At 73.0% G+C, this 24,321-nt stretch carries 20 protein-coding genes; 10 read left to right on the forward strand and 10 right to left on the reverse strand.

Annotated features, from left to right (window positions below; all coding sequences use genetic code 11):
- Positions 1-247 precede the first annotated feature (247 nt).
- The 3 genes from ACZ6RT_RS15380 to ACZ6RT_RS15390 all read left to right on the forward strand — a co-directional run bounded on the left by ACZ6RT_RS15380 (position 248) and on the right by ACZ6RT_RS15390 (position 4,052).
- Positions 248-2,239, forward strand: a complete 1,992-nt coding sequence (locus ACZ6RT_RS15380; RefSeq protein ID WP_470154035.1) for an FUSC family protein — start codon at positions 248-250, stop codon at positions 2,237-2,239.
- 160 nt (positions 2,240-2,399) lie between these two features.
- Complete coding sequence (locus ACZ6RT_RS15385) at positions 2,400-3,041, forward strand: HEAT repeat domain-containing protein (RefSeq protein WP_470154037.1); 642 nt, start codon at positions 2,400-2,402, stop codon at positions 3,039-3,041.
- A gap of 6 nt (positions 3,042-3,047) precedes the next feature.
- Positions 3,048-4,052, forward strand: coding sequence for a HEAT repeat domain-containing protein (locus ACZ6RT_RS15390; protein ID WP_470154039.1), 1,005 nt, complete (start codon positions 3,048-3,050; stop codon positions 4,050-4,052).
- Between the two features lie 92 nt (positions 4,053-4,144).
- On the opposite strand, the gene ACZ6RT_RS15395 is transcribed toward ACZ6RT_RS15390, so the two are convergent.
- From ACZ6RT_RS15395 to ACZ6RT_RS15405, 3 genes are all read right to left on the reverse strand, one after another.
- Positions 4,145-5,518 (reverse strand): GntP family permease, encoded by a 1,374-nt coding sequence (locus ACZ6RT_RS15395; RefSeq protein WP_399189007.1) that lies wholly within the window; start codon positions 5,516-5,518, stop codon positions 4,145-4,147.
- Complete coding sequence (locus ACZ6RT_RS15400) at positions 5,515-6,057, reverse strand: gluconokinase (RefSeq protein ID WP_470154040.1); 543 nt, start codon at positions 6,055-6,057, stop codon at positions 5,515-5,517. Before ACZ6RT_RS15400 ends, ACZ6RT_RS15395 begins: the two co-directional genes overlap by 4 nt.
- Before the next feature lie 228 nt (positions 6,058-6,285).
- Positions 6,286-7,101: an SAM-dependent methyltransferase gene (locus tag ACZ6RT_RS15405; RefSeq protein WP_470154042.1), complete on the reverse strand. Its 816-nt coding sequence runs from the start codon at positions 7,099-7,101 to the stop codon at positions 6,286-6,288.
- A gap of 420 nt (positions 7,102-7,521) precedes the next feature.
- Between ACZ6RT_RS15405 and ACZ6RT_RS15410 the strand changes: the two genes are divergently transcribed.
- The gene (locus ACZ6RT_RS15410) at positions 7,522-8,181 is read left to right on the forward strand and encodes an HAD family hydrolase (protein ID WP_399189001.1); all 660 of its coding nucleotides are present in this window, start codon (positions 7,522-7,524) and stop codon (positions 8,179-8,181) included.
- A gap of 13 nt (positions 8,182-8,194) precedes the next feature.
- Here the strand turns inward: ACZ6RT_RS15410 and ACZ6RT_RS15415 are convergent, their stop codons facing one another.
- Entirely contained in the window at positions 8,195-9,163 is a 969-nt protein-coding gene (locus ACZ6RT_RS15415; protein ID WP_399188999.1) for an aldo/keto reductase, read from the reverse strand.
- A 251-nt stretch (positions 9,164-9,414) separates the two neighbouring features.
- On the opposite strand from ACZ6RT_RS15415, the gene ACZ6RT_RS15420 reads away from it, so the two are divergent.
- Positions 9,415-10,494, forward strand: a complete 1,080-nt coding sequence (locus tag ACZ6RT_RS15420; protein WP_470154045.1) for a WD40/YVTN/BNR-like repeat-containing protein — start codon at positions 9,415-9,417, stop codon at positions 10,492-10,494.
- Positions 10,495-10,565: 71 nt separating this feature from the next.
- On the opposite strand, the gene ACZ6RT_RS15425 is transcribed toward ACZ6RT_RS15420, so the two are convergent.
- From ACZ6RT_RS15425 to ACZ6RT_RS15435, 3 genes are all read right to left on the reverse strand, one after another.
- Positions 10,566-11,549, reverse strand: coding sequence for a glycoside hydrolase family 11 protein (locus tag ACZ6RT_RS15425; RefSeq protein WP_470154047.1), 984 nt, complete (start codon positions 11,547-11,549; stop codon positions 10,566-10,568).
- A gap of 588 nt (positions 11,550-12,137) precedes the next feature.
- On the reverse strand, positions 12,138-13,487 hold the full coding sequence (locus ACZ6RT_RS15430; protein ID WP_470154049.1) for a cellulose binding domain-containing protein: 1,350 nt from the start codon (positions 13,485-13,487) through the stop codon (positions 12,138-12,140).
- A complete protein-coding gene (locus tag ACZ6RT_RS15435; RefSeq protein ID WP_470154050.1) occupies positions 13,454-13,858 on the reverse strand; it encodes a hypothetical protein in 405 nt (134 codons plus the stop codon). The genes ACZ6RT_RS15430 and ACZ6RT_RS15435 overlap by 34 nt, the downstream gene beginning before the upstream one ends.
- 913 nt (positions 13,859-14,771) lie before the next feature.
- Between ACZ6RT_RS15435 and ACZ6RT_RS15440 the strand changes: the two genes are divergently transcribed.
- Complete coding sequence (locus ACZ6RT_RS15440) at positions 14,772-16,103, forward strand: YncE family protein (RefSeq protein ID WP_470154052.1); 1,332 nt, start codon at positions 14,772-14,774, stop codon at positions 16,101-16,103.
- Between the two features lie 108 nt (positions 16,104-16,211).
- Here ACZ6RT_RS15440 and ACZ6RT_RS15445 read toward each other — a convergent pair whose 3' ends face one another.
- Together ACZ6RT_RS15445 and ACZ6RT_RS15450 are read right to left on the reverse strand one after the other, a co-directional pair.
- Positions 16,212-17,273, reverse strand: a complete 1,062-nt coding sequence (locus ACZ6RT_RS15445) for a winged helix DNA-binding domain-containing protein (RefSeq protein WP_470154054.1) — start codon at positions 17,271-17,273, stop codon at positions 16,212-16,214.
- Between the two features lie 194 nt (positions 17,274-17,467).
- A complete protein-coding gene (locus ACZ6RT_RS15450; RefSeq protein ID WP_344907322.1) occupies positions 17,468-17,701 on the reverse strand; it encodes a zinc-ribbon domain-containing protein in 234 nt (77 codons plus the stop codon).
- Between the two features lie 200 nt (positions 17,702-17,901).
- Between ACZ6RT_RS15450 and ACZ6RT_RS15455 the strand changes: the two genes are divergently transcribed.
- Positions 17,902-20,118: an amylo-alpha-1,6-glucosidase gene (locus tag ACZ6RT_RS15455; protein WP_470154056.1), complete on the forward strand. Its 2,217-nt coding sequence runs from the start codon at positions 17,902-17,904 to the stop codon at positions 20,116-20,118.
- Here ACZ6RT_RS15455 and ACZ6RT_RS15460 read toward each other — a convergent pair.
- Positions 20,090-21,115: an aldo/keto reductase gene (locus ACZ6RT_RS15460; RefSeq protein WP_470154058.1), complete on the reverse strand. Its 1,026-nt coding sequence runs from the start codon at positions 21,113-21,115 to the stop codon at positions 20,090-20,092. The genes ACZ6RT_RS15455 and ACZ6RT_RS15460 overlap by 29 nt on opposite strands.
- Positions 21,116-21,404: 289 nt before the next feature.
- On the opposite strand from ACZ6RT_RS15460, the gene ACZ6RT_RS15465 reads away from it, so the two are divergent.
- The 3 genes from ACZ6RT_RS15465 (at position 21,405) to ACZ6RT_RS15475 (ending at position 24,321) form a co-directional block, all read left to right on the forward strand.
- Complete coding sequence (locus tag ACZ6RT_RS15465; RefSeq protein ID WP_399188983.1) at positions 21,405-22,493, forward strand: AraC family transcriptional regulator; 1,089 nt, start codon at positions 21,405-21,407, stop codon at positions 22,491-22,493.
- A gap of 95 nt (positions 22,494-22,588) precedes the next feature.
- Positions 22,589-23,818: a styrene monooxygenase/indole monooxygenase family protein gene (locus ACZ6RT_RS15470; protein ID WP_399188981.1), complete on the forward strand. Its 1,230-nt coding sequence runs from the start codon at positions 22,589-22,591 to the stop codon at positions 23,816-23,818.
- Positions 23,818-24,321 carry a flavin reductase family protein gene (locus ACZ6RT_RS15475; RefSeq protein ID WP_399188979.1) on the forward strand — a complete coding sequence of 168 codons (504 nt, stop codon included), beginning with the start codon at positions 23,818-23,820 and terminating at the stop codon, positions 24,319-24,321. The genes ACZ6RT_RS15470 and ACZ6RT_RS15475 overlap by 1 nt, the downstream gene beginning before the upstream one ends.

The raw sequence follows: 24,321 nt of genomic DNA on the forward strand, positions 1-24,321 counted from the left end.
AAGCCCCCGACGCCCCTGAAGCCCCCGGCCGGTGCCCGCGTGGGCGGTGGCCCTCCCGGCCGGCGGCCTGCGGGCGGGCCCGGCCGCGAGGGAGGGACCCCCGGGGAAGGCGCCGAGGTCAAGCGTTCGTCGGTGAACCCGGGGATAGTCCGGGCGAGCCCGCGGGTACGGACGCTCCGTGAACGATCAGGAGACCGTCCCGGCACCGGACACGCCCGGCGTGCCCGCGTACTGAGCACGGCGAACGGTGTCCCCGTCGTTCCCGTTCCTCCGGCGGGCCGCCGACCGGCTGACCGACACCGCCCCCGGCTGGCTGGTGGAGACGGTACGGCCGGCGCCCGCGGCCCTCGAATGGTGGCCGATGCTGCGCATGGCGGTGGCGGTGACCACCCCCCTCGCCGCGGGGTTCGTCACCGGACACGTCGTGGCCGGTCTGCTGCCGGCCATCGGCGCGATGAACGCCGGCATGGCCGACCGCGGGGGGCCGTACCGGGTCAGGGTCATCCGGATGGCGGCGGCCGGCACCGCCGGAGCGGTCGGGTACCTCGTCGGCGCCGCGATCCGCGACCACGGCTGGTGGGCGGTGCTCGCCGTGGTGGCCGTCTCCGTGGTGTCCGCGCTGATCAGCACGAGCGGCGCCACCGGATCGGCGGCCGGGCTGCAGCTGCTGGTGATGACCGTGCTGTCCATCGGCATAGCGCTGCCGGGATCGCCCCTGCTGAACGCGCTGGCGTTCCTGCTGGGCGTGGGATGGGTGATCGCCCTGGGGGCCGCGGAGTGGCCGTTCCATCCCCGCGCGCCCGAGGAGGCCGCGGTGGTCACGGTCTACCGGGCCCTCGGCACCCTCCTCGCCGCCCGCACGCGCCCCACCGGCGACACCGGCGACACCGGCGACACCGGCGACACCAGCGGCACCGGCGGCACCGGCGGCACCGGCGCGCTGACCGCGTTCGACGCCGCCCTCAAGAGCGGGTACGACACCGTCCTCGCGGCGCGCTCCCCGGCCGCGGGCCTGGACGCGGGACGCACCCGCCTGGTCGCCCTGCTGAACCAGGCCTCGCTGATCCGCAACGCGCTGCTGTCGCTCTCCCACGAGGGGCGCGAGCCGCCCGCGGAGCTCGTCGCGGACGTCGAGGAGGTCACCGCCTCGCTCACCGGCGGGCCCGCGCCGCGGACGCTGCGCCACGAGTGCGACTCGCCCGCCGTGCGCGCCCTGTGCTCCGCGGTGGAGGGGGCCGTGGCCCTGGCCTCCGGCGGCGACGTGGCGGCCGAGCAGCTGCCGTACGAGAGGATCGGCCGCCGGGCCCGGCTCCGGGCCGCCCTGAAGGACATGTGGTACGGCCACCTCGTCCGCGTCTACACGGTCAGGCTCGGGCTCTGCATGGGCGTCGCCGCCGCGATCGGCATGCTCGGCTGGTTCGAGCGGTCCTACTGGATGATGCTGACCGTCGCGCTGGTGCTCAAGCCCGACTTCGGGTCGGTGTTCGCCCGTGCGGTGCAGCGCGCGCTCGGGACCGTCGCGGGCACGCTGATCGGCACCCTGATGCTCGTCGTGGTCCCGTACGGGACGCCGCTCCTGGTGCCCGTCGCGGTGTGCGCGGCGCTGCTGCCGTACGGCGTGCAGCGCAACTGGGGTCTGCTCTCGGCCTTCCAGGCGCCGCTGGTGCTGCTCCTGGTGGACCTGCTGACCCGCGGGGGGCCCGGACTGGGCGTCATCCGGCTGGTCGACACGCTGGCCGGATGCCTGATCGTCCTGCTGCTGGGCTACCTGCCGTGGCCGACCAGCTGGGAGGCGCCGGTCGGGCCGCGGTTCGCCGACGCCGTCTCGGCCACCGCGAACTACCTCCGGCACGCGTTCGACCCCGGGCACACCGGCAGGGCGCTGCTCCGCCGCGGGGTGTACGACGCCCTGGCCGACCTGCGGACGGTCTTCCAGCGGGCGATGACCGAGCCGGCCGTGGTCAGCCGGCGCGTCACCACCTGGATGCCCGCGATGACCGCCCTGGAGCAGGTGGCGAACGCGACCGTCGCCACGGTCGCGCGGACCGAGCGCGGCGCGCTGCCGCCCCCGGACACCGCGGTCCAGACCCTGGCCGGTTGCCTGGACGACCTCGCCAGGGACGTCCGCGCCGGACGGGAACCCGCCGATCCGGCGTTCTGCGAGGAGAAGAGCCTGGAGCGGATCGACTCCGCGGTGCGCGGCCTGCGCGACACGGTCTCGGCCAACCGTCCCGGGTGACCGTCCGGCCCGGCCCGGACGGTCCGGGGACCAAGGGACCGGGGACCAAGGGGCCGAGGGCCAAGGGGCCAGGGGACCCGCTTGACCCTGACACGGTGACAAGGTCTTCACTGTGGCCCAGGAGGTGGTCCCCATGACCATGCGGGAACAGGACACGGACATGATCCGAGCGCTCCGGGGGCTGGAGGACGGCCGTGCGTCGGTGCGGCTGCGGGCGGCGATGGCGCTCGGCACGACCCCCGGCCCGCGGTTCGTCGGCCCGCTCGTCGAGCGGTGCGCGGTCGAACCGGAGTTCTACGTGCGCGACATGCTGACCTGGGCGCTCACCCGGCACCCGGCCTCCCTGACGGTCCCGGAGCTTCTCGGGGAGCTCCGCTCGGAGCGTGCGCAGGCGCGGAGCCAGGCGCTGCACACGCTGTCCAAGATCGGGGACCGGCGGGCGTGGCCGGCGATCACCCGGGCGCTCCTGTCCGACGCCGACGACGAGGTGGCGCGGAGCGCGTGGCGGGCGGCGGTCGTGCTCGTACCCGAGGGGGAGGAGCACGAGCTGGCCGCGGCGCTGGCGGCACAGCTCGGGCGCGGCGAACGCGACACGCAGCTGAGCCTCAGCCGGGCACTGGTCGCGCTCGGTGAGATGATCGTGCCGGCCCTGCGCGCCGCGGCGGAGGATCCGGACCCTCGCGTACGCGCGCACGCGATCGCCACGGAACGGCTGCTGCGCGACCCGGAGACCGGGTTCGCGTTCGCGATCGAGGAGGCCAAGCGCGTCGTGGCCCTCGGCGACACCGGCGGGAAGGAGTGACGGACGGTGCTGATCGGCGACGTGGCGCGGCGGTCCGGGGTCAGTGCCCGCATGCTCAGGCACTACGACACGCTCGGCCTGGTGCGGCCGACGGGCCGTACCGGCGCCGGCTACCGGGAGTACTCCGACGAGGACATCCGGCGGATCTTCCACATCGAGAGCCTGCGGTCCCTGGGGCTGTCGCTGCGCGACGTCGGGCGCGCGCTCGACGATCCCGGCTTCACGCCCGCGGACCTCGTCGACGACCTCATCCGCCGGACGCGCGAGCGCATCGCGGCCGAGACGGAGCTGCTCACGCGGCTGCGCCGGATCGACGCCGCGGAACCGGCCGGCTGGGAGGACGTCCTGCAGATCGTCGCGCTCCTGCAGGAGCTGGGGTCGGCCAGCGCGGGCAGGCGCCAGCGCGCGGCCCTGTCCTCGGTCGAGGAGGCCGCGGTGCCGGTGGAGGCACTGGTCGAGGCGGCGCTGAGCGAGACGGACCCGAACGTCGCCGGGGCCCTTCGCTGGGCTCTGGCGCGGTCGGGCGACGACGGCCCGGCGCTGCTGGCGAGGGGACTCGGCTCGCCCGCGGCCGAGGTGCGCGAGCGCGCCGTCCGGGCCATCGCCGAGATCCCGGACGACCGGGCGACCGCAACGCTGCGTGAGGCCCTCGCCAGCCCCGACCCCGTGGTCCGCAGGCACGCGGCCCTGGCGCTGGGGGCACGGGGGGTGGCCGACGCGATCCCGGTGCTCGTCGACACCGTCGTCGAGGGGACGAACGACGTCGACGCGGCCGACGCCCTGGGCGCGCTGGCGAGCCGTCCCGCGCTGGCGGACCGGATCGCCACCGGGCTCGTCGATCGCCTCGCCCACGGGGAGGTGGAACCGTCCGCGCGCCGGCGGCTGACCCAGGCGCTCGCGGACGTCCCGGGAACCACGGCGTCCCGGGCCCTCGCCGAGCTGTCCCGTGACGAGGACCGTGCCGTCGCGCTCACCGCGACGTACATCCTGGGGCTCCGGGGCGCGCGATGACGGCTCTTCCCGGCGTGCCGTGCGCGGCGCCGGGCCACGAGGTGCCCTTTTCGACAGTGGACGGCTCCCCGGCCCGGGGGCCGGGGAGCGCGTCATAGGAACAGGCTGAGCAGCAGGACGAACACCAGACCGGTCACCGAGATGATCGTCTCCATCACCGACCAGGTCTTGATGTTCTGCCCCACGGTGAGCCCGAAGTACTCCTTGACCAGCCAGAATCCCGCGTCGTTGACGTGCGAGAAGAACAGCGAGCCGGCGCCGATGGCGAGCACGAGCAGCGAGGTCTCGCCGACGCTGAGGTTGGCGACCAGCGGCGCCAGGATGCCGGAGGCCGTGACGGTCGCGACGGTCGCCGACCCCGTGGCCAGCCGGATGAGCACGGCGACGAACCAGGCCAGCAGCAGCACCGACAGGCCGCTGTTCTGCACCCAGGTGGCGATGAGGTCGCCGATCCCGGTGTCGATCAGGGTCTGCTTGAAACCGCCGCCCGCGGCCACGATCAGCAGGATGCCCGCGATCGGGGGCAGCGACTGCTCCAGGGACTTCGCGACCGCCTTCCGGTCCATGCCCGCGCCGAGACCGAGGGTGAACATCGCCACGATGACGGCGATGAGCAGCGCGATCAGCGGCGTGCCGAGGAAGTCGAGGACCGAGCGGATCGGGTTCCCCTCGGGGAGGAGGATGGCGGCGAGCGCCTTGCCCATCATCAGCACCACGGGCAGCAGCACCGTGGCGAGGGTGACGCCGAACGAGGGCCTGCGGGTGTCCTCGGCCGCGGGCCGGGTCTCGTAGAGCTCCGGCGCCGGGACGTCCACCCAGCGGGCCGCGTACTTGGCGAACAGCGGCCCGGCGATGGCGACGGTCGGGATGGCGACGAGCACGCCCAGTCCCAGCGTGATGCCCAGGTCGGCCTTGAGGGCGTCGATGGCGACCAGCGGCCCGGGGTGGGGCGGGACCAGGCCGTGCATCACCGACAGGCCGGCGAGCGCGGGGATGCCCACCCGGATCAGCGAGACGCCGGAGCGGCGCGAGACCAGGAAGATGACCGGCATCAGCAGCACGAGGCCGATCTCGAAGAACATCGGCAACCCGATCAGGGCGCCCACCGCGGCCATCGCCCAGGGCAGCGAACGAGGACTGGAGCGGCCGACGATCGTGTCCACGATCTCGTCGGCCCCGCCGGAGTCGGCGAGCAGCTTGCCGAACATCGCTCCCAGCGCGATGAGGGTGCCGACCCCGGCGGCCGTGCTGCCGAACCCGTCGGTGAAGGCGGAGATGGTGTCGGCCATCGACAGGCCCGCCACGGCTCCCACGGCCAGCGAACCGATGGTCAGGCTCAGGAAGGGGTGCAGCTTGAAGTACGTGATCAGCAGGACGATCAGCGCGATGCCGATGAGCGCCGCCGGGATGAGCCTGCCGGCGGGGGCCGGGGGAGGAGCGGCCAGCACGGTCAGCACGGTGGTCATCGCGCGCCCCCGGGCTCGTCCGTGTTCCGGGCTCCGGCCGGATCGGCGGGCGACGGGCCGGGGCCGGTCGTGTTCGCGGCGTCGAGGTAGGCCTCCACGAGGTCGTCGACGGGCAGGGAGAAGTCGAGGACCATCCCGCGCTCGTCGGGCTCCAGGGGCTCCAGCGTCTTGAACTGCGAGTCGACCAGTGAGGTGGGCATGAAGTGCCCGGGGCGGCCGGCCACCCTGCGCCGCACGGCGTCGATGTCGCCGTGCAGGTGGACGAAGGTCACCGACGGAGCGGCCTGCCGCAGGAGGTCGCGGTAGCTTCGCTTGAGGGCCGAGCAGCTGGCCACGCCACCGGTGGCGACGTGGTAGGCGAGCCAGTCGCCGATGGCGCGCAGCCACGGCAGCCGGTCGTCGTCGTCCAGCGGGATGCCGGCCGACATCTTGGCGACGTTGGCCTCGCTGTGGAAGTCGTCGGCGTCGGCGAAGGGCAGCCGCAGGCGCTGGGCGAGAGCCGCCCCCACCGTGGTCTTGCCCGAGCCGGTCACGCCCATGACGACGAGTAGCGCGGCACCGGGAGCCGGTGCGGCGGGGTCCTGGGTGGGGTTCGTGGCTCCTCCGCTCCCTAGGAGGCGCGGCCCGCGGACGGATCGCTCACGCGACCCGGCGACGGGACGGCCGCGCCTTGAGGATGTGTTGATGCCGCGTTCATATCGGCATGTCCCACATGCCCGCATGTCATTACCCGAAACTCACCCGTCACACGGGCCCGGCGCTCCCCCTCAGGGCTTGCGGGCCACGCCGCAGAACTGGGAGACCTCCGCAGGCTCGCCCGGGAGGCCGGGTTCCGGGCGCCAGCGCGAGCAGGAGACCACCCCGGGCTCCAGCAGTTCCAGGCCGTCGAAGAACGTGGCGACGTGGTCGCGCGAGCGGGCCACGATCGGCGTCCCGCCCCGCTCCATGAACCGCCGCATCGCCTCGTGCATGGCGTCGCCGTGGACCTCGGCGGTGGCGTGCGCGATCACCAGGTGGCTGCCGGAGGGGACGGCCTCGACCAGCTCCCGTACGACCTGTCGGGCCTCGTCGTCGTCGACGAGGTGGTGCAGGATGCCCAGCAGCATCAGGGCCACCGGCTCGCCGAGGTCGAGGGTGGAGGCGGCCTCGCGCAGGATGTGCCCCGGCCGGCGGAGGTCGGCGTCGATGTAGTCGGTGGCGCCCTCGGGCGAACCGGTGAGCAGGGCGCGGGCGTGCGCGAGGACCAGCGGGTCGTTGTCGACGTAGACGATCCGGGACTCCGGGGCGATCCGCTGGGCCACCTGGTGGGTGTTCTCGGCGGTGGGCAGGCCGGTGCCGATGTCGAGGAACTGGCGGATCCCGGCCTCGGTGACGAGGTGGCGGACGCAGCGGCCGAGGAACGCCCGGTCGGCGCGGGCCGAATCCACGATGCCGGGAATGAGGCCCTCCACCATGTTCCCGGCCTCCCGGTCGGCGGGGTAGTTGTCCTTTCCGCCCAGCCAGTAATTCCAGATGCGCGCCGAATGCGGATGCTCGGTGTCGAGCTCCGCGGTTCGCCGGTCGGATTCGCGAGCGGTACTCATGAGGGTGGAGTCCATTCGTGAGGTGTTCGCGCAGAATAGGGAAGATGGTAACTATCACATGCCTGATCAACATGGCAAATTAGGTTTATTGCTCGTTCTGTATATATGAGTTGATATATCCGCAAAGGGATGGGTGACCGGAACTGCATAGGCCGTATCTCCCGTCACGGAACGCCACGACCGCCGCCTCGGACGGGCCCCTATGTTCTGCGGCGCCCGCCCTCGCGGGGCCACGCCCCTCACCGGCTTCCCGGGACAGGCGGGACGGGCGCGGGTTCACCGGTCCTCGGGACGCGCGGGGCAGGCGCTCCTCACCTGCCCCCGGAGCGCGCGGGGCCGCGCGTCCGGCGCGGGAGAACCTTTTCCGATTCCAGGGACGATCTCCGGAATAGCGCCGTACGGGCGGGGCACAGCCTGCCCATGGCTGACACCGCGATCGTCGACGTCGACGGCACCCTGGTCGACACCAACTATCAGCACGCGCTGGCCTGGTCCCGGGCGTTCGGCCGTCACGACGTGTGGCCGCCGTTATGGCGCATCCACCGGCACATCGGCATGGGCGGGGACCAGCTGGTGGCGGCGGTCGCCGGGGACGAGGTCGAGCGGCGGCACGGCGACGCGCTGCGGGACGCCTGGGGGGAGGAGTTCGACGTCTTCCTCGACGAGATCAGGCCGCTGGAGGGCGCCACCGCGTTCCTGGACGAGCTGGGCAGGCGCGGGTTCACCGTCGTGCTGGCCTCGTCCGGAAAGCCCCAGCACGTCGAGCACTTCCTCGACCTGGTGGACGGCCGCTCGCACTGCGCGGCGTGGACCACCTCCGAGGACGTCGAGGCCACCAAGCCCGCGCCCGACCTGCTGAAGGTGGCGCTGGACAAGGTCGGGGGGACCTCCGGGGTCATGGTGGGCGACTCGTCCTGGGACTTCGTCTCCGCCCGCAAGGCGGGTGTCCCCGGCATCGGCCTGCTGACCGGCGGGTTCCCGGCCGAGGACCTGCGCGAGGCCGGGGCGGACCACGTCTTCGGCTCCCTGCCCGAGCTGACCGCCGGCCTCGACCGCACCTCGCTCTGCGCGCCCCGCTGACGGTGACGGGGGCTCAGCTCCAGGGCAGCGTGCCCCGGGTGGCCCAGTAGCTCTCGGGCTCCTCGGCCAGCCCGGCGAGCCGCTCGTCGAGCTCGGCGTCCCAGGTGACACCGACCGCGGCCAGGTTGTCGCGCAGCTGCCCGGCCGAGACCGCGCCGCTCAGCACCGTCCCGGCCCACGGGCGGGCCAGGACGGCCGCCAGCGCGAGCGCGTCCGGGGTGACGCCCCGCTCGCGCGCGGCGGCCGTGAGCACGGCCGGTGCGGCGCGGGCGGTCAGCCGCCCGTTCGCCACGCCCTCCTTCACGATGACGCCCAGACCCGCCCGGTGCGCCCGTGCGAGCGCCTCGCCGGCCGAGCGCTCCAGCAGGTTCCACGTCGACTGCACGGTGTCGAAGAGCCCGATGTCGACCGCCCGGTCGACCGTCTCGGCCTGGCGCGGCCCACTCGTCGACAGGCCGACCGCCACCCCCTCGGCCCGTAGCGCGCGCAACCGGCCGAGCACGTCCCCGTCGTCGAGCACGCCGCTCTCCAGGGTCGCCGAATGGATCTGGTAGAGCGACAGGTGGTCGCCGAGCAGGGCGCGGGTCTGCTCCAGCTGCGCGGTGAACCGGTCGGCGGTGAGCTCCTTCACCTCGTGCCGCTCGGCGTCCATGCGCCAGCCGCCGACGTAGGCGTACCCCCACTTGGAACCGACCGCGACCGCGTCCGGGGCGATCCCGCGCTCGCGCAGCCAGCCCGAGAGGAACTCCTCCGCGCGTCCGTACGAGCGCGCCGTGTCGAGGTAGCGCACGCCCGCGGCCCACGCGGCGTCGAGCACGGCCCAGGTGCGCGCCCGCATCGCGGGGACGTCGCGGTCGGCGCCGAGGTCCTCGGCGCGGCCGAGCGTGATGTAGGCGGGACGGCCGAGCGCGGCCAGCCCCAGGCCGACCGGCGTCACGGCCGGGCCGCTCCGCCCCAGAGGACTCCGGACCAGCGCGTTCATGCGCGCCAATATAGCGGCCGTCCCCGCGCCGGATCCTCGCCCCGGATCCTCGCCCCGGATCCCTGGGCCGGATCTTCGGGTCTGGCAGGATCGGCGGGCCCGCGACCGGCGCCGCGACACGCCGTGATCTTCCTTGACGGGCGTACCGGTGGAACCTACGTTCGAATCCGGGGTACGCGTACCGGTGAAGGCGGCCGGGCGTCCCCCCTCGGGCAGGACGTCGGGGCGGGCGAAGACGGAGGGAGACGGGCATGCGCGGCGTGCTTCTCGCGATCGGCACTCGCAAGGGCCTGTTCCTGGCCCGTTCCTCCGGCGACGGCCCGTTCGAGGTCGACCGGGTCCGGTTCTCCACCATCGGGGTCCCCTCGGTCGCGATCGACACCCGCGGCGCGGTGCCCCGCATCCTCGCCGGGATCGAGTACGGCCACTTCGGCCCGTCCGTGCTGCGCTCCGACGACCTCGGCGAGAGCTGGCAGGAGGGTTCCGCCGTCCCGATCGCCTTTCCCGAGGCCACCGCGACGACCCTCACCCGCGTCTGGCAGCTCCAGCCCTCCCCGTCGGAGCCGGAGGTGGTCTGGGCCGGTGCGGAGCCGGGGGCGCTGTTCCGCTCCGAGGACGGTGGCGCCACGTTCTCGCTGGTGGAGGGGTTGTGGAACCACCCGCACCGGTCACGCTGGCAACCCGGTCTGGGCGGGCTCTGCCTGCACACCGTGCTGTCCCACCCCGGTGACACCAAGACCCTGGTGGTCGCGGTCTCCGCGGCCGGCGTCTACCGTACCGGCGACGGAGGCGTCTCCTGGGAGGCGGCCAACCGGGGGATCCGCGCCCCGTTCCTTCCCGAGGGCGCGCAGTACCCGGAGTTCGGGCAGTGCGTGCACAAGGTGGACATGCACCCCTCCCGGCCCGAGCGGCTCTTCCTTCAGCACCACGGCGGCGTCTACCGCAGCGACGACTTCGGCGACTCCTGGACGTCCATCGGGGGCGGCCTTCCCTCCGACTTCGGCTTCCCGCTGGTCGTGCACCCCGATCGGCCCGACACCCTCTACGTCTTCCCGCTCCACGGCGACGACGACCGCACGCCCGTCGGCCACCGCTGCCGGGTCTTCCGCAGCGACGACGCGGGCGGATCGTGGCGGGCCCTGGACCGAGGGCTGCCCACCGGGCCGGTCCACGCCGCCGTGCTGCGCGACGCCATGTGCGCCTCGGCCGGAGGGGTGTTCTTCGGCACCCGCGACGGCGAGGTGTACGGCTCCTGGGACGACGGGGAGAGCTGGTTCCCGGTGGCCGACCACCTGCCGGACGTGCTGACCGTGCGTGCCGCGCCGGTCTGAGAGCGTCGTACCGGCCCGAAGGCGCGGCGGTGGGGACCGCCGCGCCTTCGGCGCTTCCGGGGGTGCCGAGGTCAGCTCGCGCTGCAGGAGACCGTCGGCCAGGTCGAGTTGCCGTTGCGCTGGATCGTCACGCCCCAGTTGTTGCCGCTGCCGTTGGGCGTGGCGGTCAGCACCTGGGCGCTGGGATAGCTCGCGCTGACGTTCCAGGTGGAGAGGACCTTCGCGGGGGAGGGGACGTTCATCGTGACGGTCCAGTTGCTCGAACCGCTGACCGAGACGTTGAGGTTGTAGCGGTCGCTCCACTGCTCTCCCGCGGAGAGCGACGCGGTGCAGCCGCCCCCGCCGCCGCCGCCTCCTCCACCGGAGGAGCCGCCGACCGTTATGTTGGAGCTCCCGCTGCTCTGGTAACCCTCCGTCGCGAGGATCATGTAGTCGTGGCCGCCCAGGCTCATGCCGTTGCGGGCCCAGGCGTCGAAGTGGTTGCCGGAGGTTATGGTCCCGCCGGTCTTCTTCGACTGCCTGACGCTCCAGTACTGGTTGAAGGTCCTGACGCCGTCGATGGAGGGGGCGTTGACCCGCGTCGTCTGGTAGATGTCGTACGTGCCGCCGTCGCTGGTGACCGTGCCCTTGTACGTCCCGGTGGGACGGTAGGTGCCCCAGTTGTCGACGATGTAGTACTCCACGAGCGGATTTCTCGTCCACCCGTAGAGGGTGAGGTAGGCGTTGCCGGACGGGTTGAAGCTGCCCGAGTAGTCCACGGTCCTGCGTCCGCCGGTCCTCCAGCCCTTGCCGGCGACGAAGTTCCCGGTGTTCCTCCACGAGGTGCTGTAGTTGCCGCCGGATCCCAGCTCCATGGAGACGGTTCCCTGGCTGTCGGTCCAGAACGAGAAGAAGTAGCCGTTGTTGGTGCCGGTCTGGTTGGTGGTGACGGCCGCGTGGGCGGGGCCGGGCAGCACCGCCACGGCCATGGCCAGCGCCACGGCGCAGACACGGCTGACGAGCAGCCTGGTGCCGCCACGTCCGCGGCTCCTCCGGGGGGCGGGGGCATCGTTCATGTGCGTGCTTCCTCCTCGTGAGCGCTGGAGCAGACGGCGTGGTACGGCCGGCGGGGCCGGTGGTGGCCACGGTGGGGTACACCGTGCGTCGGAGTCGTGCACCGCGGGCCGGCCGGTCGTCGGGCGGTCGGCGACCGGAGTCCAGGCCGCGTGGCGGGTGACCCTGACCGGTGGCGGTCAGGGCTTGTGATGGTGAGAGTGTCGGTTCGGCCCGCTCGGACTGTCAACAACTTTCAGAAATGTATCGGTAATATGATCTTGTGGAGAATTCGGCAGGCGGGAGTCGTGCCTGCTCTTCGGGATCGCCTTGCCGAATGTGGTCTGGATCGGCCGATGAAAGCTTCTTTTACATGATCAAAATGTGGCCGGTCTTACGAAATGTTTCGATCATCTCTTGACGGCTTTCAAGGCATGTACGGGATGTCCCACCGGGGCCTGATCGTCTCCCGGATGATCGGCGGCAGAGGACGGCGCGCTGCCGCGGATGGCCGGGAACCGGCCCGTCGGCGCCTTTCCGGGCGCCACCGCGTCCGCGCACGAGAACGCCCCGCTCTCCCTTGCGCGGGGGAGCGGGGCGCCGTCGTCAGGTCAGGAGGCCTCGCATGTCGGTACCGGTGTGGCAGCGGTTCCGTCGGCGGTGAATCCGAACGTGGTGGTGGCGCCGGCGGCGAGGCCGCCGTTCCAGGTCTCGTTCCGGACGGTGACGTTCGCTCCCGAGCCGGACCGTACGCCTCCCCACAGCTGGGTGATGGACTGTGAGCCGGGCCAGGTCCAGCCCACCGCCCAGCCGTTGATCGCACCGGCACCGGCCCGCACGGTGACGCTGGACTGGAAGCCACCGCCCCAGGCGTTCGTCGTCTGGATCGTCGCCGTGCACCCACCGGGGACGGGCGTCGGCGTGGGAGTCGGGGTCGGCGTGGGAGTAGGCGTGGGAGTCGGGGTGGGCGTGGGGGTCGGGGTCGGGGTGGGGGTCGGCGCGTCGATCACGACGGTCGTGAGGGAGCGCGGCCTGAGGGTGACGGCACCGCCCGTGACCGTGACGCGCGCGAGCGAGTTGGAGTTGTCGGTGACGTAGGCGGTGGTGCCACCCTGCAGGCCGTCCCAGGTGACGGCCGAGTTGCCGGTGTTCAGCACCTCCACGACCTTCGATCCGTCGGAGTTGAGGAACGCCGACACCTTCAGCGACGAGTTGCCCGTCGACGTGCCGAGCCGGACCGCGCCCGGCCGGATGAACCGGCTGTACGCCGCCATCGCCCACAGTCGCTTGGACGCGCGGTACGTCCGCGCCGCCGGGTCGATCTGGATCAGCGCCCGGGTGGCTCCCGAGGAGCCCCCCAGCCAGTAGAGGTAGCCGCTGACGTTGCCGACGGTGAGGGCCTGGTGGACGGCCTGGGCGACGGTGAAGCCGTCCTGGCCGCTCCCGTCGTCCCAGCTCTCGTTCCAGGTGCTCCCGTCGGGGCCCCATTCCGACATCCAGGTGCGCTTGTTCCCGGGCTGCGGGCTCGTTATCTGGCTGGCGTAGGTGTGACCCGTGTAGGTGGACACCCAGCGGCGGGCCTCGGGGTCCGCCTCGATGGCGTTGGTGTACGCCTTGGCCTGATCCCAGCCGAAGGCGTCGCAACACGCGAGCCTGACGTCGGTCGCGATCGGGCCGAGGACCTTGACGAAGGCGGCGGCCTGGGCCGGGGTGAAGCGCATGGACTCGTAGGTCGCGATGTAGTCGGGTTCGTTGGTGAACCCCAAGTCCGTGATCTTGATGCCTTCCTGCGCGTAGAACCTCGTGTACTGCGCCAGGTACCGGGCGTAGGCCGCGCGCCACTCGGGCTTGAGGGTGCCGCCGTTGTTCTCGCTCCCGTTGTCCTTCATGTAGCCGGGGGCGCTCCAGGCGTTGGCGTAGAAACGCTTCAGGCCGTACGACTGCGCGACCTTGGCACCCACACCTGGGCGCCGTCGTCGCCGTCCCACACGTACCTCGGCGGCGCGTCGGGGCCACCCGGGTTCTGCGGCTGGATGGAGACCATCTTGTCGTACGGGCTGCCGGTCGGCGAGGCGCCGATGCCCAGGCGCAGGATGCTGAGCCCCGCGCCGGTCTCACGGTCGAACCACAGCCGGAAGACGTCGTTCTGCTGCGCCGTCGACAGGTTGCGCAGCAGTTCACCCCGGCGGAACGCCGTGGAGACGCCGAAGCCGTCCATCTCCTGGTGGCGCACACCGTCCGAAACGGTGATGACGGGCGCGGCCGCGACCTTCCCTGCCGCGCCCTGCCCGTTCACGGCCACCAGTGATGCGCCGAGAAGAGCGACTGCCATGACGATCCGTGTCACGGACCCTCCCGAGATCGTGCCGTCCGGATCGCCGGCAGGTGAGGCCGGTCCGACCGAGGCGGCTCAATGGTTTCTACGGCTGTTCGTCCCGCTGTGCACTCGGCCCGGCGACGGGATCTCCTTCTCGCCGCCACCACCCCGAACGTGATCGCCGCGACGACCGCCGTCGGCCCGAGATGGGCGATCACGGTTATGTTTGCGTTAACAATGGAGCGGAGCGGTGGGTCCCGCCCGGCAACCAAGTGTGGGAAAGGGGCCGAAAGTTGTCAAGGAGATGACCAAACGTTTCGGGGGTATCGCCTCCGCGCGGATGCGGTGACCTGCCACCGGCGCGCCCCCCGCCGAAGACCGTGCCCCTTCCACCAGGGAGAATCCTGCGTGCGAGGCCGAGGTCGCCCGACGTTGCCACCCGATCGTTGCGAGGCCGGTGGGCCTGAACGTTTCACTCCATGCCGTCCCGCCTCCGGCCGATCGAGGCATATGAGGCCGATCAAGGCCGCCGAGGCCGGTCGAGACCGGCCGAGGTCGGTCTGGCTCGAAGGACGTCGTCGCACCGGCGTTCCGGCCGGGGCGTCGGATCCCGGCCGGTTCGTCGTCGTCTCGGGAGCCCGCTTCCGCCCGTGACCGCTCCGTGCGGCTCGTCGTGGCCGGTTCCGTCGGGCTGGAAAGGGGCTATTGATACGCGTACGGCATGTTTCGTCGCCGCTTGTCACTGACTTCCATCGGACGGCGACATCTTTCGCGCCTCCCCGTTCTCCAGGCTCGTAGAACGTTCCATACTCCTTTGTTGCATAAGTCCGTAATTTCGTGATTTTTACTGATGAATCAATAAAAGTAGGAAACAACTGTTCGACAGGAATGCGGGGGAAGCCCGGCTCGGAGCGCTCGTGGAGGGTGCATGAGAAAGTGGGGAGCCGCGGTCGTCGCGGTGCTGACGTCGCTCGCCCTGGGCGCCGCGGGGTCGCAGGCGGCGACCGGCACGACCGGCACGACCGTCAAGGAGGCGTACGAGATCTGGCTCGTCGACCAGTCCAACAGTCCGGGGCTGGCCCACGGCGGCGCCGTGCACGTGTACTCCGGCGCCGACGTCACCACGCGGCTGTCGGCCGCCCGGCCCGCGCACGTGATCGACCTCGGCGGCGCGACCTCCGCCCTCTGCCTGGCGAGCACCGGCAGTGTCCCGGTACGTCCCCATATGATCGTTTTCAACAAGGCCGACACCCACGCCGCGCTCGCCTTCGTCGCCAGCGGCCACGTGGTCGTCTTCAACGCCGCCACCCGCGCCCCGCTGGCCTGCCTGCGCACCGAACCCGGGGCGGGCGGGGCCCGGCAGGCCCACGCCGTCTGGCCCACCGAGGACGACAGGTACCTGATCGTCGCCAACCAGAACGGCAAGAAGCTGGAGCGCATCACCACCGACTACGCCTCCGGCGTCTTCACGACGCAACCGGCCGCCACGCTGGACATGGCCGGGTGCGTCACGCCGAACGGCCTGCCCTGCCAGGCCCCGGCCGTCCGCCCGGACAACGCGCCGATCTGCCCGTTCATCGCCTCCGACAACGGTCCGGTCTTCGTCAGCCTCCGCGGCGGCGGGCTGCTGGTGGTCGACTGGCGCACCACGCCGATGTCGATCGTGGGGGAGTACGACGTGACCCAGGTCCCGGCCAACGGCTGCGGCTTCATCGAGGCCGCGGGCACCGTCTTCGGGAACGGCGGCGGCGGCGCGCCCGGCAACCTCGACCAGTTCAGCGTCTTCCGGCTGCCGATGAGCGGCTACTCGTCGATCGCCTCGCCGAACACCCCGGCCGTCCAGCGCCTCTTCGACGACGACTCGCCCGAGCGCGACGCCCACGGCGTGCTGGTCGCGGGCGACGAGCGCCACGTCTGGGTCGGCGACCGTGACGCCAACGTCGCCGAGGTCTTCAACGGGGCGAGCGGCGCCCACGTCGGCACCGTCGACCTGACCTCCCCGTTCAGCGCCGACCCGACGGTCGACCTCTTCGCGGTCTCGCCCGACGAGAAGTGGGCCTTCGCCTCGACGCGGGGGCCGAACCCGCTCTCCGGCGACCCGCACTCCTCGCACGGGACGAACCCGGGCATGCTCATCCTCAAGCTGACCGGCAACGGCAAGAAGGGCACGGTCGAGGGCCTGGTCCCGATCTCCAACCTCGACTCCTCCGGCGTCCAGCGCGCGGACGCCCACGGCATCCGGATCCGCCGCACCGGCTGAGCCCGGCCCGCCCCGTCCCCGGTGTCCGGTTCCCGGCCGCCGGTCCTCGATCCCCGGTGCCCGATCCCCGGTGCCCGGCCCGCCGAACGGCCGGCCGGGCACCGGGCGTCAGCCGGTCCGGACGCTCAGCGTGAGGTCGCGTCCCAGGACGACGCCGAGACGATCGCGCTCGGCCTCCAGCCCCTTGCGGGGCACGTCGCACTCCTTCCACACCGTGACCGACAGGACGTCCTCCTCGGCGGCCCAGGTGCCGCAGACCCGGCCCCGGCTCACCACCACCGGCGAGATCCACCCGGCCGCCCTGCTGACCTCGCCACGCCGGGACGAGGGCACGACGGTGGTCTCCCTGGTCCCCGGGCCCAGCACGTACTGGTCGAAGGCCGGCAGCAGGCGGACCGTGTCCGTGGGCCTGGCCGCACCCAGGTCGTCGAGGTCCTCGGCCCGCACGTGGACGGTCCGGCCCTCGATCTCGACCGTGGTGATCCGGTCGCCCAGCGCGGCGACCCAGGCGCGCAGGTCGGCCTTCCTGAGGGTGCCGCGGTAGAGCCACTGGTCGAAGCCCTCGATCGGCGCGGGCCCGTAGGCGGCCAGGTAGGCCGGGATGGCGATCCCGGCGGCCTCGGCGGGATCCATCGGGCCGCGCCACGCGGGCAGGTAGGTGTCGGGCCGGGTGAAGGTGACCGTGGCGCCGTCGGACGGCCCGTGGCAGAGCACCCCCTGGAAGGCCAGCGGCTTCAGCACGGCGCCCCAGCCCGATCGCAGGTGCTCGGCGATGCTCTCGTCACCGGTCTTGTCGATCACCTGCGCGGTCAGCTCCTCGCGGGTGAGCACTTGGCCGTCCAGGGCGTGACGGGCCGCCTCGCCGATGGCCTCCAGCCGGTCCCCGGTGACGAAGGTGCGCTGCCAGGACGCCTTCTCCCAGCTCCGGGTCGCCGCCAGCAGGCTCAGGTAGGCGGTGGCCTCCTCGACGGGCAGCAGGTGCAGGGTTCCGCGCATCGCCCAGGTCTTCACCAGCCGCCTGTCCGCCAGCGCCTCGTCGACGCTCCCGCGCCGGGGCTCGCGCTGCCGGACCCCCACGGCGGTCCGTGCCGAGGAGGCGACCTGCGCCTGTACGCCGCACAGGCGGCTCACGATCGCCACGGGGTCGTCGGTCTCGGGGCTCTCCAGCATCTACCTGTTCATCCGCCAGGCGAGGGCACCGTCCCAGGTGATCTTCACGCGGTCTCCTGAAGCGAGGGGGGCGTGCCGGGCGAGCCCTTCGACGATCGGAGCGGCCCGGGCGCGCGGCGACGTCCGCCCATCATCGACGATCGGGTCGTCGGCGTGGGCGCCCAGGGCGGGAAAGCGGTTCGGGGCGGCCGGGCTCAGCGCACCGCCAGCTGGTCCGCCTCGCTCCTGGAGACGCCGTAGGCGGCCCCGCAGAACGTGCACTGCGTCTCGTACCGGGTCCGGACCGGGAAGAGCGGGATGAAGAACAGGCTGAACTTGGTGACCCGCTTGGTCAGGATCTGGGCCGCGGTGTTGCCGCAGTTGGGACAGGTGCGGGTCAGCACACCGAGCCGGTGGAGAGCGGTACGGAGACCGAAGATGAAGAACATCCCTAAGGACTACCCCGTTCCGGGTGGGTATGCCTCCATCCGCCGGATCGGCGTATCAGCAGGTCAGGGCGGACTTCGGCTGGACCGGAGCGGGTGGACCGGGTGTAATGGATGGATCGTTCCACGAAAGGGGCGTGCCGTGACGATCCCCGCCGCCCCCTGTCGCGGTGCCACCGACCCGACCCCCAGGGAGCCCAGTCGTGCTCGACGACGCCCCGCCCCCCGTCGTTCCCCGCCCCGCCCCCGGCTTCGACGCGGACGCGGCCCGTCGCCTCCAGCCGCTCCTGCACGACCTCGTCGCCGTGGTGGCGGCCCCCACGGTCGCGCTGAGCGGCGACGACGGGCAGATCCGCCCGGCCGGGGTCCAGGGAGTGTTCCACGCGGACCGGCGCGTCCTGTCCCGGGCCGTCCTGACCGTCGACGGCCGCGAGCCCGAGACCGTCGGCCACGCCCTGCGGGGATCGGGCGGCGCGGGGTTCGTCACGCTGGCCCGGTGGCTGGGGGACCCCACCCCCGACCCCACGGTACGGATCGAGCGCGTCCGGCAGGTCGTGCCCGGTGGCATGGGGGAACGCGTGGAGATCGTCTCCGCCGCCGAGGTCCCCGTCCCCGCCATGATCACCCTGGAGCTGGGCTGCGATCTCGCCCCGATCGACACGGTGAAGTCCGGCGACGCGACGGGGCCCACCGAGATCACGGCCGGGATCACGGCCGGGATCACCGGCCATGGCGAGATCACCTGGAGTCGCGACGGCGTCCGGGTGACGGTGACCGGTGAAGGCGCGCGGGCCGAGGTCGCCGGAGACGGGCGTGCGGCGTACCTGTGCCGGCCGGTCGCGCTGGAGCCCCGCGGCCGCGTCACGCTCCGCTGGCGGGTGGCGGCGCACGATCCGCGGGCCGTGGTCGTCGCGCCGTCGCGCCCCGCCGAGTGGGCGGCGGGGCGCGACGAACCCCGGCTCGTCGCCACCGACCCCCGGCTGGAGCGGTTGTTCGAACGGTCCCTGGACGACCTGCGCTCGCTCCGGCTGGCCGAGCCCGCCGTCCCGGCCGACGCCTTCCTCGGGGCCGGGGTGCCCTGGTACCTCACGCTGTTCGGGCGCGACAGCCTCTGGGCCGCGCGGATGCTGCTGCCGCTGGGCACCGAGCTGGCCCTCGGCACCCTCCGCGTGCTGGCCCGCCGCCAGGGAACGCGCCTGGACCCCGGCTCGGGCGAGGCGCCGGGGAAGATCATGCACGAGCTGCGCCGGGAGGCGTTCACGGCCGGGGGCGACGGCCTGCGCCTGCCCGCCGTCTACTACGGCACGATCGACGCCACACCGCTGTGGATCCACCTGCTGCACGACGCCTGGCGCTGGGGCGCGCCCGCCGCGGAGATCGCGGCGCTCCTGCCCCACCTGGAGGCCGCCCTCGGCTGGCTCACCGAGCACGCCGACCCCCTCGGTGACGGGTTCGTCCGGTACGCCGACCCCGGTGGCCTGGGCCTGGCCAACCAGGGCTGGAAGGACTCCGGCGACGCGCTGCGCTTCCACGACGGCCACCGTGCCCGGCCGCCGATCGCACCGGCCGAGGTCCAGGGGTACGCCCACCGGGCGGCCCGCTGCGGCGCCGACCTGCTGGAGGCGTTCGGCCGGCCCGGGGCCGACCGGCACCGCGAGTACGCCGCCGCGCTGGCCGGGCGCTTCCGGGAGCGGTTCTGGACGGACGGCCCGCACGGCCGGTTCCCCGCCCTGGCCCTGGACGGAAGCGGGCACCCGGTGGACGCGCTGACCAGCAACATCGGCCACCTGCTCGGCACCGGCCTGCTCGACGGGGCCGAGGAGACCCGCGTCGCCGACCTGCTGGTGACCCCGGAGCTGGCCGGGGGCTTCGGGCTGCGCACGATGTCGGCGGACGCGGGCGGCTTCAACCCGCTGTCGTACCACTGCGGGTCGATCTGGACGCACGACACCGCGATCGCGGTCGCCGGGCTGGCCCGGGGCGGGTTCGCCGCGCAGGCGGCGGTCCTGGCCGAAGGGCTGCTGGCCGCCGGTGAGGCGTTCGGCCACCGCCTGCCCGAGCTGTACGGCGGCGACGACCGGGCCGCGCTCGGGCGGCCCGTGCCCTACCCCGCGGCCTGCCGCCCGCAGGCCTGGTCGGCCGCCGCCGCGGTCACGCTGGCGCACGCCGCGCTCGGTCTCCGTCCCGACGTGCCCGGTGGCCGGGTGCTGCTGGAGCCCCTGGCGGGCGCCCCGCTGGGGGCGGTCTCGCTGAGCGGGCTGCGGGTCGCGGGGGAGCCGGTGACCGCGTCCGTCGACGGGACGGGCGAGGCCGTCGTCACCGGCCTGCCCGCAGGGCTCTCCGTGGTGCCGGGATCAGCAGGGCTCTCCGGGCCTTCCGGGGTCTCCGGGGTCAGCGGCGGCGCAGCGCTGCCTCGGTGACCGCGGGAGGCGAGTACCCGACGTCGGCGGGGCTGATGCTCGTCCCCGGGGGGACCAGCTCGTCGATCGCGTCCAGCACGTCCGGGGAGAGCCGTACCTCGTCGGCACCGAGCTGGCCGGTGAGCTGCTCCAGCGTGCGCGGGCCGATCACCGCCGAGGTCACCGCCCGGTGGGAGAGCACGAAGCCCAGCGCGAGCTGGATCATCGTGATGCCCGCCTCGTCGGCCAGCACGGCCAGCCTCTCGGTGACGTCGAGCTTGCGGGAGCGGATCTCCTCGGCCTTGAAGTCGAAGTGGTCGCCGTTCCGGGAGGCGCGGGAGCCGGTCGGCAGCGGCGCGTCACGGCGGTACTTGCCGGTCAGCCAGCCGCCGTTCAGCGGGCTCCACACCATCACCCCCAGGTCGTAACGCTCGGCCACCGGAAGCACCGCGGCCTCGGCGTGCCGGGCGAGGATCGAGTACGAGGGCTGCTCGGTGGAGAACCGCTCGCGGTTGCGGCGCTCCGCGACCCACTGGGCCTCGACGAGCTCCTCGGCGGGGAAGGACGAGGTGCCGATCGCCCGTACCTTGCCCTGGCGCACCAGGTCCGACAGGGCGCCGAGGGTCTCGTCGATGTCGGTGCGCGGGTCGGGGCGGTGGACCTGGTAGAGGTCGATCCAGTCGGTGTCCAGGCGGCGCAGGCTGTCCTCCACGGCACGCATGATCCAGCGGCGGGAGTTGCCGCGCCGGTTGGGCGAGTCGTCCATGGCGTTGTGGAACTTCGTGGCGAGCACGACCTCGTCCCTGCGGCCCCTGATGGCCCTGCCGAGGATCGTCTCGCTCTCGCCGAACGCATAGACGTCGGCGGTGTCGATGAAGTTGACGCCCGCGTCGAGCGCGGTGCCGACGATGCGTTCGCACTCGTCGTGATCGGTGTTCCCCCACGCCCCGAGCATCATCGTGCCGAGACAGAGCGGGCTGACCTGGATGCCGGTGCGACCGAGCGTGCGATGGTTCACGGCCCCGATCCTGCCAGCCGCCGCCCGGCCACCCGCGGCCGGGCCCGGTCACGTCCGCGACGTTCACGCAGGCAGGAGCGGTGAGAGCCCGCCCGCGCCACCGGATCAGCGCGCCGCACGGCCTCCCCGCGCGACCGTGTGCCCTCCATGCCCCGCCCGCGTCCCGGCCGTGTCCCGCCCGCGTCCCGGTCGTGCGCCGCCCGATCCCTCAGGCCCTCCGTCCGGATCCGGCCACGGTTCTGTGCATTTCTGCGTGGACGGCGCGCCCTTTCGGTGCGGAGATGGGCACGTGACGGGTACGGAGGCGGAGGCGTCGATGGACGAGGCGCGGGATCGGGTACCGCTCGGCAACAGTCCGGTCTTCGACACCGGGGATCTCGACGAGGCCCGCGAGCGGGTGGCCGCGGTGTTCTGCCCCCACCGGCTGGAGCTCACCGGGGACGCCTCCCGGCTGGCCGCGCGGCTCAACTCGGCGCGGCTGGGCTCGGTGCGGGTCAACTACCTGGACTACGGGGCGGACGTCCGCATCGAGCCGGGGGAGCTGGAGTCCTTCTTTCTGGTGCAGATCCCGCTGGCCGGGCGGAGCCTGATCCGCTGCGGCGGTCAGGAGATCGTGTCGACGCCCCGGACGGCCTCGCTGCCGTCGCCGTCGGAACACCTCGACATGCGCTGGGCGGCCGGCTGCCCCCAGCTCATCGTGAAGTTCGACCGCCCCGCCGTCGAGGGGGCCCTGGAGCGGATGCTCGGGGAACGCCTCGACCGGCCGGTCGTCTTCGACCTGGGCGTGGACATGACGGCGGGCTGGGCGCGCGCCTGGAGGGCCATGGTCGACCTGATCGTGGACGAGGCCGAGCACGGTGACGGGATGGCCGCGCAGCCGCTGGCCGTGGCCCACCTGGAGAACGCGCTGATCGCCTCCCTGCTGACCGGTCAGCCGTCCAACTACCGGGACCGGCTGACCGCGCCCCGCCCCGCCGCCGTGCCCAAGGTGGTACGCCGGGCGATGCGTCACATCGAGGAGCACGCCCACCTGCCGCTGACGACCGACGACGTGGCGCGGGCCGTGGCGGTCAGCGGGCGCTCCCTGCAGGAGGGGTTCCGCCGCCACCTCGGCCTGACCCCGATGGCCTACCTCCGGGACGTGCGCCTGGACCGTGTCCACCGCGAGCTGGCGGCCGGTGATCCGGCCGGGTGCACGGTGACCGGGGTGGCGGCCCGGTGGGGCTTCCTGCACCAGGGACGGTTCGCCGCGATGTACCGCGCGCGCCACGGCCAGGCCCCGTCGCAGACGCTGCGCGGCGGCGACAGCGCCGGGAACGCCGGGAACGCCGGGAACGCCGCCGGGAACTCCGCGCCAGACGGACGTAACCCGCGCTGAGCGGATGGCAGGGGATACGGCGCCCGGCATACCGTTCTCTCAGGCGCCGCTCGATCGTTCCCCTCCCTCCACCTCTCACGAAGGACACCGTCATCATGCGCAGAATCCTCATCGTCGGCGCCGGTCAGGCCGGCCTCCACCTCGCCCTCGGCCTGCTGCGGAACGGCTACGACGTCACCGTCGTCTCCAACCGCACCCCCGAGGAGATCCGCGACGGCCGGGTCACCTCCAGCCAGGCCATGTTCGGCACCGCCCTGGGCCACGAGCGCGCCCTCGGCCTGGACCTGTGGTCCGGCGGATGCCCGCCGATCGAGGGCATCCAGTTCGCCATGGCCGGTCCGGACGGCCCGGCCCTCCACTGGGCGGCCCGGCTGGACACCCCCGCCCGCTCGGTCGACCAGCGACTGAAGATGCCCGCCTGGATGGCCGAGGTGGAACGCCTCGGCGGCAAGATCGTCATCCAGGACGCGGGCGTGGACGACCTGGAGGACTACGCCGCCCAGTACGACCTGGTCCTGGTCGCCGCGGGCAAGGGGCCGATCTCCTCGCTCTTCGAGCGGGACACGCCGCGCTCGCCGTACCGGGCCCCGCAGCGGGCCCTGGCCCTGACCTACGTCAACGGTCTCGCACCGCGGCCCGAGTACTCCGCGGTCTGCTTCAACGTGGTCCCCGGGGTCGGCGAGTACTTCGTCTTCCCCGCGCTCACCGTCACCGGCCCCTGCGAGATCATGGTGTTCGAGGGCGTTCCCGGCGGGCCGATGGACTGCTGGGCCGACGTCAGCACCCCCGCCGAGCACCTGGCCAGGAGCCGTTGGGTGCTGGAGACGTTCCTGCCCTGGGAGGCGGAGCGCTGCGCGGACGTCGAGCTCACCGACGAGGGCGGCGTGCTGTCCGGCCGCTTCACCCCGGTCGTGCGCAGGCCGGTGGCCACGCTGCCGTCGGGGGCGGCGGTCCTGGGGGTGGCGGACGTGGTCGTGCTCAACGACCCGATCACCGGGCAGGGCGCCAACAACGCCGCCAAGTGCGCGGCCTCGTACCTGGAGAGCATCCTCGAGCGCGGCGGGCGCCCGTTCGACGCGACGTGGATGGCGCAGGTCTTCGAGCGCTACTGGCAGGACGCGAGACACGCCACCACCTGGACGAACGCGCTCCTGGCCCCGCCGCCCCCGCACGTGGTGGAGATCCTGGGCGCCGCGGACAGGCTGCCCGAGGTGGCCTCCCGCTTCGTCAACGGCTTCGACGACCCCTCCGACTTCGCCGGCTGGTTCCTGGACCCGGCCGGCACGGCCGAGTACCTGGCTCGGGCCGAGCGGGGGGCGGCGTGATGAGGGCTCTCCGCGACGCCCTCGGGCAGTTCGCCACCGGGGTGGCGGTGGTCACCGCCGCCACCGGCCGGGGCGACCGGCTGGGCGTCACCGTCAACTCCTTCACCTCGGTCTCGCTCGACCCGCCGCTGGTGCTGTGGTGCCTGTCCAGGCGGGCCCCCAGCGCGCCCGCCTTCGCCGAGGCCGGCCGGTTCGCGGTCAACGTGCTGGCCGCGGGCCAGGAGCACCTGTCGCGGCGGTTCGCCACGCCGCTGCCCGACAAGTTCGCCGGGGTGGAGACCGTCCTGGCCCCCGGCGGGGTACCGGTGCTGGCGGGCACCCTCGCCCACTTCGCGTGCCGCACGGTGACCACGTACGAGGGAGGCGACCACCTGATCTTCGTCGGGGAGGTCGAGCACTTCCGGGGGGCGCCGGGCGAGCCGCTGGTCTTCCACTCGGGCAGCTACGGGGCCTTCTCCGTACCCCGGAGGGAGGCGATGTCCGGCGCGGCCATGGCCGGATAG

The organism is Streptosporangium sp. NPDC050148 (assembly GCF_055586505.1).